General features: G+C 66.8%; 4 protein-coding genes. 2 read left to right on the top strand and 2 right to left on the bottom strand.

Annotation, left to right across the window (positions count from 1 at the left end):
• Positions 1-28: 28 nt before the first annotated feature.
• Positions 29-1,519 (top strand): alpha/beta hydrolase, encoded by a 1,491-nt coding sequence (locus tag KOE53_RS05645; protein WP_188057742.1) that lies wholly within the window; start codon positions 29-31, stop codon positions 1,517-1,519.
• Here KOE53_RS05645 and KOE53_RS05640 read toward each other — a convergent pair.
• Positions 1,516-2,850, bottom strand: a complete 1,335-nt coding sequence (locus KOE53_RS05640; protein ID WP_188057741.1) for an MATE family efflux transporter — start codon at positions 2,848-2,850, stop codon at positions 1,516-1,518. The two genes, KOE53_RS05645 and KOE53_RS05640, sit on opposite strands and share 4 nt — an antisense overlap.
• Entirely contained in the window at positions 2,847-3,212 is a 366-nt protein-coding gene (locus KOE53_RS05635; RefSeq protein WP_188045891.1) for a hypothetical protein, read from the bottom strand. Before KOE53_RS05635 ends, KOE53_RS05640 begins: the two co-directional genes overlap by 4 nt.
• A 406-nt stretch (positions 3,213-3,618) precedes the next feature.
• Here KOE53_RS05635 and KOE53_RS05630 point away from each other — a divergent pair, with 406 nt between their 5' ends.
• Positions 3,619-19,755: an SdrD B-like domain-containing protein gene (locus KOE53_RS05630; protein ID WP_188057740.1), complete on the top strand. Its 16,137-nt coding sequence runs from the start codon at positions 3,619-3,621 to the stop codon at positions 19,753-19,755.
• Positions 19,756-19,763 lie beyond the last annotated feature (8 nt).

Here is a 19,763-nt window from a genome sequence, read left to right as displayed (position 1 = left end):
GTCACCCGAACCTTTTGAGAGGAAAGCCATGAAGCGGTTTGGACTGTCGATTGTCGCCATTGCGGCTCTCGCGTTGAGCGCGTGCTCCACGGCGCCCGAGCCCGGCGAGAGCCAGCGGCAATCCGAGCGGTACCCCGGCGTCTATGCGCAAACGATCGACTGGGGAGCGTGCACCGAGGACTTCGGCATGACCGAGACGATGGCCGAGAAGCTCGAGTCGCGCGGTGCTCCCATTGACACCTTCCGCTGCGCCATGGTGGAGGCGCCGCTGAACTGGGACACCCCCGCGAGCCACCAGACGATTGAGCTCGCGGTCGTACATGTTCCCTCGACCGGGGATTCGCCGCGGGGAACGCTGTTTGGCAACCCCGGCGGCCCGGGCGGAAGCGGACTGGAATACACCTACGGCCAGACCACGCGTGAGGAATTCGGAGAGGTGCTGGCGAACTACGACCTCATCGGCTTTGACCCGCGAGGCATCGGCAAGAGCTCGCCGCTCGTGTGTGATGACGTTTCGGCCTCGAAGGTACTCGATATCGCTACCTGCGCCGACGCATACCCGCTCGCACACTCGATGGGGACCTCGCAGGTAGCGCGCGACATGGACTTGTTGCGGGAACTCATGGGCGAGGACCGACTCGACTACCTGGGCTACTCGTACGGGACGGTCGTTGGCGCGACGTACTCAACGCTGTTCCCCGAGCGCGTCGGACGGATGCTGCTCGACAGCGCCATCGGGTCGCAGTGGGCGAGTCTCACCGGCCACTTCGACCAGAGTTCGGCAATCGTGAAGGCGATTGAGTTCATGCTCGCTGAGTGCGGGGTGAGCTATGAGGTCACGACCTGCCCGATCGCGAACGAGTCGGCGCTGAGACACACGATTCAGTCGTTCGAGGAGCAACCAAAGTTTGCGAGTGACGGGACCGAGGTCGGGGGAGGCATGCTCTGGGGTCACCTGCTGAAGGCGCTCTATGGCGGCACCGTCCCCCGAGAGATCGCGCTCGATTCGTTCGGGCGCGCGATCGGCGGGGAACAGGCCGCGATCGATGAGATTGCCGAGGCGATGAGTGGAGGGGGTGCTGAGGTGGGGCTTTCCGGCCAGATCGTGAGTTGCCACTCGTTCCCCCGAGACCCGGACGTGCTCGGCTTGGTGGAGCGCGTGGAGGAGCTCGGCTTGCCCGAGATGCTCGGAGGGCCAGCGATAACCGACGAGGCGCTGATGGGGTTCACCGACCTGTCCTGTTTTGCCCTTCCCGAGGCTGGCGACGACCTCACCTCGTTCCGGGGCTCTCCTGACGCGACCATCCTGGTGGTGGGCATTACTGGAGACCACGCGACCCCCTACGCGCAGTCAGTCGCGCTGGTGCGTGAACTCGGAAATGCGCGCCTGCTCACGCTCGAGGGCGAGGGGCACGCGGCCGCATACACCGGCAAGTCGAGTTGTGTGACCGAGGCGGCTACCGCCTTCCTCGTGGAAGGGACGCTGCCCGCGGAGGGCACGGTCTGCGCGAAGGATTAGCCGAGCACGACCCAGCGCTCGCCGCGGGCGCGCAGCCCCAGCGTGACCGCCCGGGCGAGCATGAACACGAGGGTGAAGCCCGCGGTGAGTGCGATCAGCGCCGGCAGGCCGGTCGGGGCGAGGCGCGTGAGCAGCCACAGCACCGGAAGGTAGCAGGCGAGGTTGACGAGGCTGGTCCAGGCGAGGTAGCGCGCGTCGCCCGCGCCCATCAGCACGCCGTCGAGCACGAAGACGATGCCGGACAGGGGCAGCGAGAGCGCGAGCACCAGCAACACGGGCGGCAGCAACGCGAGCACGTCGGGGTCGTCCGTGAAGATGCGTCCGAGCCAGGGGCTCAGCGCCGCGAGTAGCGCACCGAACGCGACGCCGCTCGCGGCACCCCACCAGACGGTGCGCGCAAGGACCTGCCGGGCCGCCCGCGCGTCACGGGCACCGAGGGCGTCACCCACGAGGGCCTGCGCGGCGATCGCGAGGGCATCGAGCGCGAAGGCCGCGAGCGTGAAGAGCGTGAAGACGACCTGGTAGCCGGCGGTCGTGACCGCGCCGTGCACGGTGGCGGCCCCGACGGTCGCAAGTAGCGCCGCGCGCAGGCCCAGCGTGCGGATGAAGAGCCAGCCGCCGCTTTGGCCCACCTGCCGGAGGTCCGCCGCGTGGGGCCGCGGGCCCACGCCCGCAGCGCGCGCGTGCCGCGCGATCACCACGAGGTAGGCGATCACCATGCCCCACTGCGCGATGACGGTGCCCCAGGCGGATCCGGCGATGCCCCAGCCGAAACCGTAGATGAACAGCACGTTGAGGGCGGCGTTCAGTGCGAAGCCGATGCCGGCGACCGCGAGCGGCGTTACCGTGTCTTGCAGTCCGCGCAGGAGGCCAGCCGCGGCGAACACCAGCAGCATGGCGGGGACACCGGCTGCGGACGGCAGGAGGTACGCCAGCGCCTGATCGGCCACCGACTCGCCCCCGCCGAACGCCCCGACGAGGGGGCGCGCGGCGAACGCCAAGACGAGGGCGAGCACCGCCCCGAGGCCCAGAGCGAACCACAGGCCAGAGACTCCCGCCCGCATGGCGCCCGCGAGGTCACCCGCGCCGCGCCGCCTGGCCACCTGCGGCGTGGTCGCGTACGCGAGAAAGATCATCAGGCCGACGAGGGTGCTCAGCACTGCAGAGGCGACGGCGAGTCCGGCGAGCGAGTCGGCGCCGAGATGGCCGACGAGGGCGGTATCGACGACGAGGAAGAGCGGTTCGGCGATCAGTGCGCCGAGCGCGGGGATGGCGAGCGCCGCGATCCGGCGGTCTATCCCGCGGTGGGCACTGCGCCGGTCGGCCGTCACGCCACCGAGTCCACGACCCCGTTGAACCGGGTGCCGACGCCGTAGACGAACTCGCGGGCCGCCGCGGGGTTCGCGGGCTCGGGCAGGGCGGACTCGTCATGCTCGGCGCAGGTGATCAGGGTGAACTCGGGCCACCACTTCTTGGGGCGCGCCTGCTCGGTGAACCCGCACACCACGCACTGCAGCGTGACCCACACCGGCTTTTTGCCCGTGCGGTTCGATCGGGACTGCGCAAGCCAGGCCGGAGGGTGCGCGTTCATCTCGTCGAGCTCTGCCTGGCTGATCTGAGCGGGAATGCCGTGACGACGGGCCATCTCGAGCGAGATGTCGAGGGCAAGGGCAGCGTCGAAGCGTGAGGGCATGCCCCCAGGGTACGCCGGTGGCGGAGGTGGTGGGGATCCTGCCCTGAGGCGGTGGGCGCGCGAGGCGTGTGGCGAGTGGCCGTCAACGTGCGTTGTTCCATAGGATGTTCCCGGGGGGCGCCTTCGGTCGCTGGGGGAACTTTTTGGGGATTTCATGGCGAAAAGCTGTGTTTTATTTTGCTACGGACAGTCGGGGGACTGAGACCTGAGCTTTGATCGTTCATGCGTTTTCGATGACTACCGCGCCCAGCGCGCGCTGACGTAGTCACACTCAAGTAGTTCGCCGTTTTGGCATGCCCACAAACGGCTCGTGGTTTCAGGGGATTGTGTGTTGAAGAGGTTCTTTTCGGGTGTCGTCACTGCGGCGCTCGTAGTATTGCTCGCGCTGGCCGATGTCGCAGGAAGTATGACTGCGATTCCAGCGGCACAGGCCGCGGATACGCCGGGCATCACCCTCAACGGCACGGTAGACGAGGGTGACCCCGGGTACCTGAACTCGAAGTCGATCGTGCTGTCCTCGGGCAACGAGACCCGGGTGAACTACCGGCTCGTGCCCGGCTATGCGTCGGGAAACGCAACCGGTGTGCAGGTCAAGATCTTCCTGCCCTCGCTCGAGTACGTGAATGGCGAGTACCAGGTCGTCAGCCGAGACCGGGCCCCCAGCCCGCTCGGCGTGCAGGGCCGCGTGAGCGCAGGCGGCGGCTGGAACGTGCTGTCTGACACGACGGTCCAGGGCGGACCGATCGTCATGGAGTACATCGGCGACCTGGGCGCCGGCGTGAACCCCGCGTTCGACATCTTCCTGACAACCTACAACGACCAGACGGACGGGCCCTACGGTGGCGTGCCCGAGGGCACCCGGTTCGAACTGGGCGGCGCCGTCTCGTACGAGATGTTCAACCGGGTCCCGGGCTCCTCGTGGGAGACCCCGAACCAGCTGGACGACGAGTCGCGAGTCTCCGTCATCTCGTCTGATTTGCGCTGGGAATCCAACATCCAGGCGCACCTGCCGGCCGGGGGCACGGACTCAGTGCCGATCTGGGACCGCTATCAGTACGTCGACTACCTCTACTCGATCACCAACACCTCGACGAACGTCGCGTCGAACATCGACGGCTACTCGGTCACGTTTGACATCGACTCGACCGACAGCAACGTCAACGGGATCATCCCGTTCGACATCAATCGCTGGAAGTACATCGAGGGCGGTGCGCCCGTGCCCAATGGCGACCGAGAGGACACCTCGGGCCAGTTCGTCGGAGTCCCGGGTGAGGGCGGCGTGCTGATCTACGACGCGACCGACTGGGACGGCGTGAGCGAGCTCACGGAAGAGATTCCGTACACCTACTCGGGCACTGGCATGATCACGATCGATCGTGAGCACGGCGCGAACAAGCAGGAGCTCACCCCCGCGGGGGCCGCCGGCCCGACCGAGCGGAAGTTCGTGATCTCCCTGCCCCTGAGTCGGCAGGGCTTCCCGAACCCGCCCGCGATGTTCAAGGTGGCCGCGATCACCAACATCCTCTTCGCCCAGACGGCGAACTGGTCGAAGACCCGGATCGTCGAGCGCGAGATCGTCGTCCCGACGTACGAGTTCTCGTTCACGCACACGACGCAACAGGACGAGGTCGTCTACGGCTACGAGACGTTCAACGAGATCGCGAATCTCCGCAACGGCTCCAACGCGCCGACCTTCGACCCCTCGGTGCGCTACGAGGTGGACGAAGATTTCCTCCTCGACCGGGTCACCTACGAGTTTGACGAGGCGCACCTTTCGAGCTTTGAGCAGGCTGAGGTCACCTACTCGTACGTCGACGCGAACACGGGCGACACCGTCACCGAGGGGCTCGAGGCCACCGCGCTCGCGCGCGATGACGCCACGGGCGTCGTGACGCTGACCTTCGACGTGTCGCACCTGCAGCGCCTGGACTGGGACCACACGCTCTCGTTCAGCCTGGTCGACCGGGTCGAGCCCGGCGCGAGCCTGCCGCTGACCATCAAGGTCTTCGGCGAGCCGGTGCGGGTGGGCGTCATGACTGCCACGGCGACCGCGATCTTCACCGAGCGGATCGCGAGCAACAACGACTTCGGCGAGGAGACGACCTACACCGAGGTGCAGCACGAGACCGCGCTCGACGCGAGCTTCACCGTGATCTACCCGGATGAGGTCGTTCCCGACATCGAGGTGGACATCAACTCCCAGGGCGACCACACCACGGTGCCGTTTGAGTCTGTGGCGCTGATCGACTTCCTCTTCGGCGTCAACAATACGACCGCCGAGAACTCGACCACCACCCTCACCCTGAACACGAAGAGCGCGGTGCTCACTGAGGCTGAACTGACGCTGAAGGCCGCGCTGTTTGCGCAGGGGGAGAACCTTCGCGTCTCGGTAGCGACGCTCGACGGCGATGTCGAGAAGCTTGACCTGACGAGCTACGCGGGAAGCGGTGACTTCACGGTCGCCCTGCCCCAACGAGTGGCGACGGTCACCATTGACACCGACGCGCTCACCTCGGACGGCGTCGCAAACTTCGCCTCCGTCTCGGCGAAGGTGGGCCACAAACTCACGAAGCAGCACCTCGTGACCGGCGACATTCGGACCTACCAGCCTCGGCCGTACGACCAGGACACGACCGCGGAAGCAATCGGGACCATCGACATCCAGCTGCCGAACGAGCTCGTCCCCGCGGTCGACGTGATCGGCGTCTACGGCACGCTCGCGACGCGAAAGACCACCCACGTCGGCTACGAGTCGACCTTCCAGGCCGAGTTCCAGCTCGACACGCTGGGCGTGAACTCCCCAGAGTCCGAGTACGTCATCGACCTGCTCGCGCCGACCAAGTCCGGCGCGCTCGCGTTTGGCAAGATCGCGCTGCAGGCGGCGTACCTGGACAACGTCACCGACCCCGCGATCACGTTCGTCGATGCGAAGGGCAAGACGCAGCGGTTCACCGCGCCCGAGGTGGCCGCGGCTGAGGTCACCCTGACGGACATCGCGAAGATCGTCGTCTCCGGCACCAATCTCAGCCTGCAGGGCCCGCAGACCATCGCCCTTGCCGAGTACAACGCGGACATCGAGATCGGGTCTTCGCAGACCGTCCGCGCCACCTTCACGGGCACGCAGGAGGCGCCGTACGAGGACGAGAAGTCGGCGACACAGAAGAACCAGATCACGGTGCGCGAGACCCAGACCAAGGTCAAGGTCGAGGGCGTGAACCAGGTGACGCAGCCGGTCGGCGCCGGGAACACCTACTCGGTCGACATCTACCGCTGGTGGGGCAAGGGGTCCACCTACAACACGCAGGACTCCACGCTCGATCAGGGCTACAAGTCGCTCGGCGGGTTCACCTCGACGCTCACGAGGCCCACCGAGACCTTCGACAACAACAACCAACGCGTGAGCGTGGACGTCGAGCTGCCCTACGAGCACTTCGACCTCTACTACCTCAAGATCCGGGAGGACATGCGCGAGTATGTCGACTCGGTGGACGTCTACCGGATGGTCGACGGCAAGGAAGTGCTCTGGAAGACGGTGCCCGGCAGCGACTGGGTCAACAACTCCGCCGAGGGCGCAGGCTTCTGGCGCATCGGCACCGCGCGCCCGGACATTCTCGACCAGGAGATGTACGCGAGCTACCCCGGCGTTGCGGGAGTGAGCAATCACCCGTACTACAAGGAAGCCTGGGATCAGGACGTCCGTCCCGACGCTCCCGTGTCGCGCGTCGACATCACGCTTGAGTTCACGCGAGAGGGCAACGATGCCGTCCCCCAGATGGCCGGCGTGCAGAACGACGTCGTCGAGTACATGGGCCGCTTCCACTCGTCATCAGTGGGCGGCAAGCAGCCGACCGACCTCACCGCGACCGACACGATGGGCCTCGGCACTGAGCTGACGCGGACGGACCGTGCCAGCATCAACTCCCTGGTCGCCTACCCGTTCGCGCAGACCAAGACCGGCGCGAACGACAACACTTCGCTCGCGAACAAGGTCATCACGATGGGCTCGGTGGGCGAGTACCTCGCGAGCATTTGGAACGCCAACACGACGAACTGGAGCTACTACTCGGGCCACGGGCCCGACGTGTACTCGCCCGCCGCCACCGAGTACGACGAGTGGCTGGGCCTCTACGACCCCGCGTCGTTCCATGACGAGCTCGTATACGAGTTCGTGTACCCGGCCAGCCCGAAAGACAACGGCGTCTACAACCTCAAGGCGACGCACGTCGCCATCGCGAACACGAGCACACTGCAGTACCTCACCGGTGTGCGGGTGCTCGGCGAGAACGGGAAGACCGTCGAGATCTCGTTCGGGGCTGAGCTGACCGACACCGCTCGCTTCGATTACGACAACTCGCTCGCGGCGGGCATCCACGACGACGGCGACGGAAGCTTCACCGTGTCGTTCGGCGAGGACGGCGTCTTCCCCGAGAAGTTCGAGGGCATCTTCCGCCAGGTCTCCGGCTTCGGTGAGCGCACCGCCGAGATCGACGGCGCGGTCGCCGACACCCTCGGCGCCTCGCTCGCCGAGGTCGACGTCCGCGTCGGCGGGGTCGTGAACGGCAACCAGGCCCTGAAGGGCACGACGAACCTGTACCGGGTGCCTGACGACACGCAGATGAAGACGCTGCTGCACTCGACGAGCGCGACCCTGACCGGCTACACGCCCAAGCTCGGCGCCTCGCTCGACATGCAATTCGACAGTGTCAAGGTCTACGACTACCAGGCCGACGGCGTCACCCCCAATACCTCTCGGGTGGTGGCGGGGATCGCGAACTCCTCCGAGGCCGACATCAAGGACCTCGTCCTGAACGTCAAGCCGGACGCGAACTTCCGCTCGCAGCTGGTCGAGATCCCTGAGGACATCTTCGCGGGCGACTGGTCGGTCGACTCGGTGGTCGTCTCCCAGGGTGCGCAGCACACCCCGATCGCGCTCGACGAGTTCACGCTCAACGAGGCGACGCGCAACTACGAGTTCGACCTGCGGGCGCTGTTCGCCGACGGCACGCTGACGACCCAGGAGGTCGCGGTGACGCTCGGCGGCGAGGCCACGCTGCTCAAGCAGCACGTGGACAACATCGCGGTCGCCTTCGTACCGAAGGACGACACCGTCGGGCTGTGGGGCTCGCTGACCCGGGCGGAGTCCGAGGTCCCGCTCCCGACGCGCATGCGCGACGGCGGAGACGTCTTTGTCACGGGCGTGTGGGTCGACGAGGACGAGCACGGCTCGAACTGGAACTCGAAGCCCAGCTTTGTTTCCGAGCGCAGCAAGGGCAGCAACGAGCAGGTCATGCACCACAGCTCGTTCAACGCGAATGCCACGGTGACCTCGTACAACCCGATCTTCGCCTCGGCGGGCGGAGGCAACGCCGGCGCGAAGCCGACGCTGACGCACGCCAGCCCGACGAGTTCCCTCGCCCCGCGCATCTACACGCGGGTCGCGCGCCTGCAGACCCACGCCGTGCATCTGCAGAACGACTTCTCGAAGGCAGACGCGACGCACCTGTTCTACGACGCCGACACCGGCGCACAGATCAACTTTGCCAACATCGCGGTGGGCGACACCACCAAAGTGCTCTACGAGCTGCGCAACGTGGGCGTGACCGCGACGGACAACGCGGGGGCAGGATCCCTGCCCGTCTTTCGCCCGCAGGCGCACATCGAGGCGCCCGCGTTCATGGAAATCTCCTCGGTCGAGGCCACGTCGGCATACCTGTTGGGTGACCCGAACCGCGGGGCGATCATCGGCGAAGGCCCCAACGCGGCCGTCGACGTGCCGGCCGAGCAGGTGGCGGTCGACACGCGCAACCCCAAGCGCACCGACGTCACGTTCGACCTGACGCTGAACGACGGCGAGTCTGTGTTCTTCCTCGTCGAGTACACCGCGACAAACGATGCGGGCGCGGGGCTGGGCGCCACGCAGGGCAAGACCCTGCAGTGGAACACCTACGCGCGGCCGGCCTATGCCCACCACTTCATGAGCTACAACAGCGACGGAGCGAACGGCAACCGGGTGACCGGCACGACCGCGGCAGTGAACTTCGACGGGGACAGCTTCGCCGAGCAGCTCGGCCGGGTCCACAACACGCTCTACCGCTACGCCGACCCGAACCAGCTCGTCATCGAGAGCCGCTTCGACACCGAGAACGTCTCGGGCCAGAACATGACCCTGACGGTCAAGAACATCCGCAACGAGATCCTGCACGACAACACGCGCCTCGACCTGTTCGTGACGCTCGACAAGAGTGCGCTCTCCGGGTTTGAGCTGACGGGCTTCCCCGCCCCGACCTATCCCGCGGGCTTTGCGGGCGAGTTCGCGGCGCCGAAGGTGTCCTTCTTGGACGCCGGCGGCAAGTGGATCGCCGCCGAGGCGTTCGACGCGTCGGTGCACACGCTGCGCGAGGTCAACCAGCTCCGCGTCGAGTACGGCACCGTCCCGGCGCTGGGCGACGCCGCGACGGTGTTCGAGGCCCCGAGCTTCCAGGTTTCGGGTATCGGGCACTGGAAGACCGCGGGATCGCAGTCGACGAAGTCGTATGTCATCTCCTCGCAGGCGACTACCCAGCTGACCCACCAGGATCCTGCCGGATCGCCGGTCGCGGAATACACGTACCGCAGCGAGGCGTCATCGACCGCGTGGAAGGCCATCCCGACGGTCGAGTTCAACCTGCAGTCGTTCGACAGCGCAGCCGAGGCCCGGGCGCCTTACAACGGCGCGGCGCTGGGCAAGACCGGCTACCGTCCGGGCGACCAGATTCACTACCGGGTGACCGCGAAGAATCACACCACGTTCCAGGGCACGGCCACCAACACGCCCTACGGCAAGGCGCCGCTCACGCACCCCGTGATCTTCGACAAGATCCCGGAGTACCTGCATGCCGAGCTGTTGCAGTACGTCAGTGACGGGATGCTGGACGTCACGGCGGCCACCGCGGCCGGAGCCCTCGAGATCCGCGTGCTCGACGCCGCGGGGAACCCCCGCCCCTTCGTGCAGCCCACCGCGACGGTGCGCACCGAGACCGGGCTCGACGTCGCAGGCGCGCAGACGTTCGCGAACGACCGCCACAACGACGGCTGGGGGCGCCTTTCGGGTGCGGAACCCGCCAACACCAAGGTCAACCCCGCGAACGAGATCAGCTTCGAGGTGATCACCTATTCGTTCAGTGCCGACAGCCTCGGTCGCGGCGAGCAGATCGAGATTGTCTACGCGGCGACGGCCCGCGATGCGGGCCTGCCGGTCGCCAAGTACCCGAACGGTACGTCGGTCTTCGCGCCGCTCTTTGGCTGGTACGGCAGCAACGTTCCCGTGGCGAACACCGCGCAGAACGTCGCGATGGACATGGCGACGCTCCTCCACGACGCCGGCATCTCGGGCGACCGCGGCCACGAGATGACCGCGGCAGAGTTCCTCTCGAACTCCTTCTCATGGCAGCCGGGCGGGAACGAGCAGCGACGCGACGCGAGCAGCTCCTCGGGCTCGTACACGCAGGCCACCTACTACGACGCGTCGGCGAACGCGCAGAAGTCGCACACGGCGCACCTGCGTGAGACGGCCACGAACGACCTGTACGTCTCGTTCGCCTCGGCCGCGCTCGACGAGAACTTCGGCTACGCGACAAAGGCGCGCGTGAACGACGGCGCGGTCACGTCCGGTGACCGCATCCTCTGGACCCAGGACGGCATGCAGCTCAACCGCGCCTGGCTGTACGGCGCGAGCGAGATGGTTCCCGACACCCAGCGCGGCGCCTGGGGCGTCGACAACGCGAACTTCTACGAGCACGATGGGTCGCTGAACTCCTCCAACCGGCATCGCTTGGGCTACACGCCCTATGTCGAGGACGACTACACCTACGCCGTGCAGCTGCACGAGGAGTTCACGGTGCGGCTGCACGCCGCAAACCTGGGTGACCGCGCAATCACCAGCGGCCTCGAGTACACCGAGATCCTGCCCCTGGGCATCAGCCCGTTTGATGCCGAGGGGAACCTCCTCGGCATCACGGCGTTCGATGCCGCGGGCGCCGCGCTCGGCAGCACCGTCGAAATCGTGCAGACGCCCGACGACGACCAGGGCTTCCGCGCCCCGGCGCAGTCCCAAGAGGCCGGCACGTACGCGGCGGACACCCGCGACGACATGCTCCCGTACGTCGTCAAGGTGACGGTTGCCAGCCCGGTCACGAGCCTGTTCCACTCGGCGGGCACAAGCCAGGACGCCCAGGCGCAGCGCGTGGACATTCGCGTCCGCGTCGCCGAGGAGCTGCCCCCGACGGCCGGTGATATCTCGTACTGGCACGACGAGCTCACGCTCACGAGTGTCGCCGAGGAGCCGTTCCTCGAGATCTACAGCGAGCAGTACGGCGCGTTCAACCGCGCCATCGGCACCTACAACCAGGCGCGGTTCCCGAACGACGGCATGCCGCAGGGCATCAAGGTCAACGACCTCTTGTACGACTTCGGAAGCTACAGCTCGTATTTCTCGGTCGAGCCCTGGGGCACCTACATTCGCGGACTGAACGCGCAGGCGACCAAGGTCGAGCGGGACGGCAAGCCCGCCCTGGCCACCGGCGACCAGATCGCGATGCGCAAGCCCACGCTGCGAGTATGGAGCGGCGCGACGAAGGACTCGTATAGCGACGCCTACGACTCCACCATTCAGGACTTCGCAGTCGACCTCTACGAAGAGTTCACCATCAACTCGACCGTCGAGAACCAGCAGCTCGAGGTGCTCGGCGAGTACAACCGCGTGAACAGCGGCTACAACTACTACTCGGGCGACAACTTCAACGACGACATCTGGAAGAACGCCCCCCAGACCATCGGCGGGGCCCGCGGATCGTGGTTCGAGCCGACGGTGTCGGTCGCGCTGCCGTACGGCGTCGCGCCGGTGCTCAAGGACGGTTCGTACGCCCGGTATGACGCGAAGCTCGCGGACCTGCAGCAGGTCACCTTCGCCGCCTCGGTGAACGCCGTGACCTACCAGTCCTCGGTGCCCGCCCGGGACGTCGCAGAGTACTTCGCCGTCGAGGTGGAGCTCGTAGAGGACGCGCTCGGCAAGCGCTTCGTCCTGCACTTCACCGCCGATGGTGACCGCGCCGTCGACGTTGCATACGGCGAGTCGCTCGTGATCTCGCCCCGCGTGGTCACCATCGACACCCCGACGTTCGGGGCCGACACCGACGACAGCCGCTACACCGAGGTGCTGACGTTCGCCGGTACGAAGCGGCCGGTCTTCAACCCGATCGTGTCTGATCGCTACACGACGGGCTCGACCCCCTCGCTCAGCGCGCGCGACCAGGGCGTCTCTGCCGCCCCGAACAACGTGAAGTCCGCGAACGGGCTCTCCATCACGGTGAACGACCGCGCCCGGCGCGACTCTACGAGCACCTGGAGCAAGAACGTCGGCGCGCTCAAGATCACCGAGCGGCTGATCTCGGCGACCCAGCATTACGCCGACGATACGGACATCGTGCTGAACGGCGGCGTCGGCTGGACGGAGAAGGCCCAGGCGTTGACCCCGGACGGCCTCGCCACCAAGCACGACAAGCGCGGCGCCTATGGCGGCACCCTGCTCAACCTCAAGAAGCCGTCGATCACGAACACCGCGAAGGCGGCGACCTTCGCGGACGGGGCCGAGCAGGATCTGGTCCAGGTCGACGCGGCCGGCAAGTACTGGTACGTCACCGAGGTGAAGAACGAGCCGACGAGCGCGGCCGACCCGTACGAGGAGATCAAGACCGCAGGCGACGTGCACAACTCGCGCTTCGTGCTCACGCAGTTTGTGACGAGCTTTGCCGAGGCGACCGGCGAGGTCCGCATCAAGCTGGGTGACCAGGTGTACGACCGCGACGCGTTCGAGGCCATGGGGTACTCGGTGAAGCGGATGACCCCGGGCGAACTCGCGGCTGATGCGCACCGCAACCGCATCCAGTGGGTCGTGACGACCCCGCCGAACGAGCGCGGCACCTCCGGGCAGCTGCGCTCGGGCGAGAGCTTCAAGGTGCTCTACGAGGTGCAGCTCGTGGACGGCTACGCGGACAATGTCGCGTCGCAGGACCACGTCTGGAGCGCGGACGAGCTGATTGCCGACTCGTATGTCTCGCTCATCTCTGACGACGTAAGCCTGATCCCGGCGGGCGGCCCGCAGCGGGCAGAAGACTTCATCGTGCAGTCCCTGAAGTCGATGAAGTACCACACTCACGCGTCGGACACGGGCGCGCAGTCCGATATCGACAGCAACGGCGACCTCGCGGGCATCTACGCTGCCGACACGGTCGAGATCGAGATCCTGAAGCCGAGGGCCCAGGTGCGCATCAACACCACGCGGCCGCGCATCGCCTACTCGAATGGGATGTCCGGGGACACGTACTTCAACTCCTCGGACACGATCGAGTACCTGATCACGCACGCGAAGAACACGGGATCCGGCCTGAAAGAGCTCGTGATCGAGAATGTCTTGCCGACCGACGAATCGAATGACTCGACCGTCTCCGTCAGCAATCAAGAGATCGCCACGAGCACGCGCTACGTCACGTCCGGCGCGTGGGCGCTGCCGCAGGCGATGCTCGACCGGCTCGCGGCGAACGGGACGAGCGTGGACGAGGCGTTCAAGACGTACGTCTACGTGTCCGACGAGCTCGCGGAAGACGGGTACGAGGCCGGAGACTGGGAACTCTTGAACCCCGGCGGCACCTCGATCCTGACCAATGAACGCTTCGACATTCCCACGTCGGAGCAGGCGGGCCAGCGGAAGATTCGCGTGGTGGTCAAGGCGCTCGACCCGAGCAACTACCTGGTTCCCCAGGGCACCCGCCTCGACATCGACGCGGACCCGGTGGCCGACGGCTCGCAGTCGGTCCTCGACACGGACCCGACGAATCAGAGCACCACGCAGTATCCGGCCTCGGTGACGGATAACGCCATCGCCTTCGGCGTGCGCATCTCCTCGAACGCCAAGTCGACCCTGTTCGTCTACGGCACCGCGCAGGTGTGGGGCAACTACGTGGGGACAAGTGTGTCAAAGCTCGCGCAGAGCGAGACCCGGTCGTACCTGACGCCGTCGCGCCCGGTCGTGAACGTGAACTACGACGCGCTCTACTACCGCAGCGATTCGACGAAGCCGACGGAACAGCGATTCGGCTGGTCCGACGTCACTGCCATCGCGCCCAAGTCCTCGCCGCACCTGAAGTTCAGCGGCGAGTTCATCAACGCCGACGACACCATGTGGTCGCGCGACGAGGACAACACGTACGCCGAGGACACGCTCGTCGACCCCTTCGTTACCTTCCAGCTCCCGGCCGTGATGGAGTCCGGCGCGGACTTTACCTACGTGCCGCGCGACCAGATCACGCAGGATCACCCCCTCAGCGACGAGCACCGCTCGCGGTACTCGCTGACGGACAAGGAGAACAACCTGTGGACGTGGAAGCTGCTGCGGGCCGACGGAACCGAGGCAAGCCCGGACTCGCATCTCACGCACACCAAGATCTACTCGGGGCCGTGGGCCGGCTTTGACCGGAACGTGGTGTCGGTGTGGTTCGACGGGAGCGTCTTCCCCGGCGACAAGATCGTGGTCGAGTTCATCGGCTCGGTCGATGCGTACTCGCCTGGCGCGGACGCGGAGGACCTCCGGTCTCGCGCGATGGTCACCAACAACACCGGCCTGCTGCACCCGCTGAACTCGCAGCAGAACTCGGGCAACCGCCTCGGGTACTCCACTGACAGCAACGACTTCAACGACAACCGCCTGTTGAACGACCGGCTGGTGTTCTCGGAGAAGTCGCTCTTCCAGTACGAGACCTACGACAACTTTGGCAAGCGCAAGGTGGCCTACTCCGACCTGAACCGGGCAGGAACCGTCGCGCCGGAGCTGACCCCCGTCCGTCAGGGGGGCGAGTTCGCGTTCGAGGTCTCGGTGGACAACTCGAAGGAGGCGGGGGACCGGGCGTACCCGTACCCGATCCTGTACGACGTGCTGCCGTTCGTGAAGGACACGTCGATCACCAATGCGGGCATCGCGCGGGACTCGCAGTACTCGGCCTGGCTCCGGCCAGACAGCCTGAAGCTCGAGCGCGAGGGCGCCGACAAGAAGACGTACGGCGCGGGTGAATACACCGCGTACGTCGGCCCGTTCACGAAGCGGGGCGGAGAGATCGTGCAGACCGACCTGGTGCCCCACGCCGAGGCCGCGAGCGAGTCGTTCTATGACGCGCTCGGCCTGCCGGGCATCCCCTCGGCGACGCGCGACAAGTACTTCGTCAAGCTGAGCGAACTCCAGAATGATCCGGCGCTGCTGCAGCAGGCGAAGAGCCTGCTCGTGCTCTTCAACAACCCCGCCGAACAGCTCCCCGGCCAGAACAAGCTCAAGCTCACCTATTCCATGCAGGCCCCGCACAACGCCCCGGCGTACCTCGAGCAGTTCGACGAGCCCGAGAAGAAGGCCGCGTCGTCGCTCTGGAACTCGTTCGTGGCGACGCAACGCGTCAGCCGGTTCATCCCGCAGGAGTCGAACAATGCGGGCGTCGTCGTGACGGAGAAGCAGGACAACGTCTACCTCGGCAACTACGTGTGGAATGACGTGAACTACAACGGCGAGCAGGATGAGGGGGATCCCTACGTCGACGAGAACGGGCGCACGCACCTGTCGCCGTCGCAGGACCTGAACTTTGACGGCGAGGTCGACGACCCGGGAATCAACGGTGTGCGGGTGACGTTGCTCACGGCTGCGGGCTACAACGTTGACGCGCTCGGTAACCCGATCCACCAGGCGGGCGGCGACTGGGTCGTCGTCGACGAGGCGACGGGGGAGTCCGTGCTGGACGAGGTCTTCGCGAAGCCCATCCCCTCCGAGGGCCCACTCGTCACCGCTACCGAGTCGGATATCCACGGCAACGCCGGGTACTACACCTTCTCGAACATCACGCCGGGCGACTACCGGGTGATGCACGAGTTCCCGAGGGAGTACGACAGGTTCCTCGCGACGACCGCCGAGGTGTTCCAGGGTGCCGGGGTCCAGAACTTCGCCCCCGGCGCCGCGCTCGACATCCCGGCTGCGGTCGATGGCTCGGCGTTCGTGACGATCACCGAACCGGCCCGCGTTGACACGCAGACTACCGACGCCGAGCGCATGAGCTTCGACATCGGGGTGGCGGAAACCATCCTGGTCGGCGGCACCGTCTTCGCGGAGGACATCGCGACCCTCGACGGCTACCAGGCCGGTCCGACCGAGACCGGGATTCCGGGGTATCACGTCACGCTGAAGCGCCCGAACGGCGAAACCGCGGTCGACGTCTACGGCGACCCCATGGTGCAGGTCACCGATGCGGAAGGGAAGTACTCCTTCGCGCTACTACCGGTGGATCGCCAGTACACCGTCGAGGTGACGGACGAGAACGACGGGTTCAACACCGAGCGCCTGGTGTCGCCCTTCGTGCACCACGCCGACCCGTTCGCCGAGGCGAACGACAACGACGGCGTGAACGAGAAGGGCACGAAGATCGTGAAGACGGGCGCCCTCCACTTCGACCTCGAGGGGCTCTTCCGGTCACAGTTCGCGGACCGCGACTCGGTGAGCGTGGGCTTCTACGAGAAGACCACCTACGGCGTCATCGGCAACCGGGTGTTCGACGATCTGGACCGGGACGGCGTGCAGGACGCGGGCGAGCCCGGGCTTGCGGGCCAGGAGCTGCAGCTCGAGCAGTACACGCGCTCCGGCGACGAGTGGGTGCGTACCGAGTTCGCGCGTTCTGCGGTGTCGAACGCGGACGGGTACTACTACTTCACGCAGGTCCCGAGCATGCTCTACGCGGACGGTCAGCCGGTCGAGACCCGGTACCAGGTGGTCGCCAAGAACCTGCTGACGGGGTACACCTTCGCGCCGACGAACGCGTTCCTGGCGGCGGCGGTCGCCGGCACGCAGGCAAACGAGGTGGACTCGGACTTCTTCCCGAACGGGACGATGCACGGCGCGTCCCCGGTGGGCGAGCACCTGATCAGCGTCGTCGAGATTGACGAGGGCACCGGGGTCGTCTTCGGCGTGACCGACAACACCGTCGACCTCGGCCTCGTACGGCACGCGCTTTCATCGCTTTCGGGCGAGGTCTTCGTGGACAGCGATCGCGACGGCGTGCAGAACGACCACGCCGCGCCAGCGGAGAAGTACACCGCGACGCTCGAGGTGAGGGTCGGAGACGCGTGGGTCGATGCCCGCCAGGACGCCGGCGGCCGCATGATCGAGCCCGCCCAGGCGCAGGACTCGGACGTCGTCATGCAGCATGTGGGGGCAGCGTCGTACCGCTTCAATAACCTCCACATCATCGATAGCATCGCGCTGCAGCCGTACGAGTACCGCGTGCGAGTCACGTCGATTCCGCTCTGGCAGGACGTCACGGTGCTGCATGCGGGGGACGACCCGACGCTCGACAACGACTTCACCCTGGCGGCGCGCGATATCGCCCACACGGCGGTGTCCGACAGCCGGATCCTGGGAGAGCTCCAGAACGAGCTGCTCCCGATCCAGACCTTTGTGGGTGTGGACGCCGAGCACGTCGACCTGGGGCTGTTCGGCCTCGCGACGCAGGCCACGATCGGCGACTTCGTCTGGGATGATCGGAACCGGGACGGCGTGCAGGACGCGGGAGAACCCGGGATCCCGGATCTCCGTGTGGTGCTCAACCGCGTGGTCGACGGCGAGCTCGTCGTCGCCGCCGAGACGCAGACCGACGCCGACGGCGCGTACGCGTTCGTGGCCGATGCCGCCGACCAGGACCCCGCGAGCGCCCGGTTCAACCAGCCGCACGTGTATGTGGTCGAGTTTGACCTGACGTCCCGCCAGACGCTCTCTGCGTTCAAGGCAGGGGACGACACGAAGAACTCGAAGTTCAGATACCTCGTCTCGGGGGGCGTGGCGCTGTACGGCCACAGCATCGCCGACCCGGCGCACGCCGCGGTCTCGGAGGAGTTCACGCTCGTGTCGGGTGACGCGAACGGGTACGCGCAGTACGGCAGCGTGGCTGACACCGACCGGGTCGATGGCGGCGTCGTCGTGCACGACTCGATCCGGGTGCTCGGCGACACCGTCTACGAGGACACGAACGTCGACGGCGTGCAGGATCCTGCCGAGCCCGGAATCGCGGGCCTTGCGGTCTCGCTCTTCCAGCTCAACCGGGACACCGGCCTCTGGGAGGCGCACGAGGACGCGGATGGGCACGCCTCGGTGACCACCGACGCCGACGGGCGGTACGAGTTCTCCGTCGAGGTCGCGGATCTCGACAAGGGCTCGGCGCACTACCGCCTCGCCGAGGAGTACCGCGTGCTCATCACGGCGCCGGCGAACCTCCGACTCGTGGAGATCGGCAACGTGTTCTTCCCGACGGGGCGAAGCGACGTGGACGGCATCCCGGTGCCACAGCCGCGAAGCTCGGTCCTCACCGGGGCGATCGCCCTGGTCGATTCCGATGCCGAGGGCGTTGTGCTGGGTTCGGCACGCGACGTGCGCACGGCCGACGCTGGGTTCGCGGTCTTCGCTGACGCTGTCACCATCGGCGGTCGAATGTGGGACGACGCTGACGCGAACGGCCTGCAGGACGAGGGCGAAATCGGCATCGCCGGTCGCACCGTCGCCCTGTGGGAGCGCGTGGGCGATGACTGGGTGCCGGTAACGGACCTGGGCGGCCACGACACGACGCAGACCGACGCGGAGGGCAACTACAGCTTCACCGTGAGCCCGACGCACTACGACGAGGGCGAGGCGAACTTCCTCGCGCCGCGGGAGTACCGCGTCTCCGCCGTGCGCGAGGGCTACCAGGTCTGGTCGCCGCTCAACGCGGGCGACGACCGCGCGCTCGATAGCGACCTCATCGCGGCGGATCCCGGCTCGGGCGAGACCCACACCGGCGTCACACACGGGTTCTCGATCGTCGACCACGACGGAACGGTCATCGATGTGACCTCGGTGCGAGACGACCTGCAGATGGACATCGGCCTGCAAGCCTTCGCCCACGAGGCGATCGTCGGCGGCACCATCTGGGATGACGCAAACGAGGACGGCGCGCAGCAGCCGGGCGAGGGCGTGCTCGCGGGCCAGACGGTGACGCTCTGGGAGCTCGTGGAGGGCGAGTGGCAGATCGCCACCGATGCCCGCGGCAACTCGTCGCAGCTCACCGACGCGGACGGGGCGTACGAATTCGCGGTGTCCCCGACGGACTACGACGAGCACTCGGACGGGTACCTCCTGCCGCGCGAGTACCGTACCGCGGTTGCGGTTCCCGGGGGCTACCTCCTGAGCGGCGGGAGCACGACCGCGTCGCTCGAGGGCGAGCGGGCGGTGTCGCAGAGCGCGCAGATTACGACGCTCGACGACGCGGGCAGCGTGGACATCTCCGCCGTGCAGAGCGATCGCACGCTGAGCTTCCCGTTCGTGAAGGTCGCGCTGGCGTTCACCGGTTCGAGCTTCGCGCTGGGATGGGTCGCGGTCTTGATCCTGCTCGGCCTCGTCGTCGTGTTCGCTGGGGTGCGACGCCAGCGCTCGCCGCACGCTCGGAAGACATCATGAGAGAAGGG

Origin of the sequence: Leucobacter sp. CX87 (assembly GCF_018682295.1) — a bacterium.
Lineage (GTDB): Bacteria > Actinomycetota > Actinomycetes > Actinomycetales > Microbacteriaceae > Cx-87.
Note: the sequence above shows the minus strand (reverse complement) of the source record. Positions and strands in the feature narration are given on the sequence as shown.

Coding starts and splice junctions, on each gene's coding strand:
- KOE53_RS05645 (WP_188057742.1), top strand. CDS start 29: ATGAAGCGGTTTGGACTGTCGATTGTCGCCATTGCGGCTCTCGCGTTG.
- KOE53_RS05635 (WP_188045891.1), bottom strand. CDS start 3,212: ATGCCCTCACGCTTCGACGCTGCCCTTGCCCTCGACATCTCGCTCGAG.
- KOE53_RS05630 (WP_188057740.1), top strand. CDS start 3,619: ATGACTGCGATTCCAGCGGCACAGGCCGCGGATACGCCGGGCATCACC.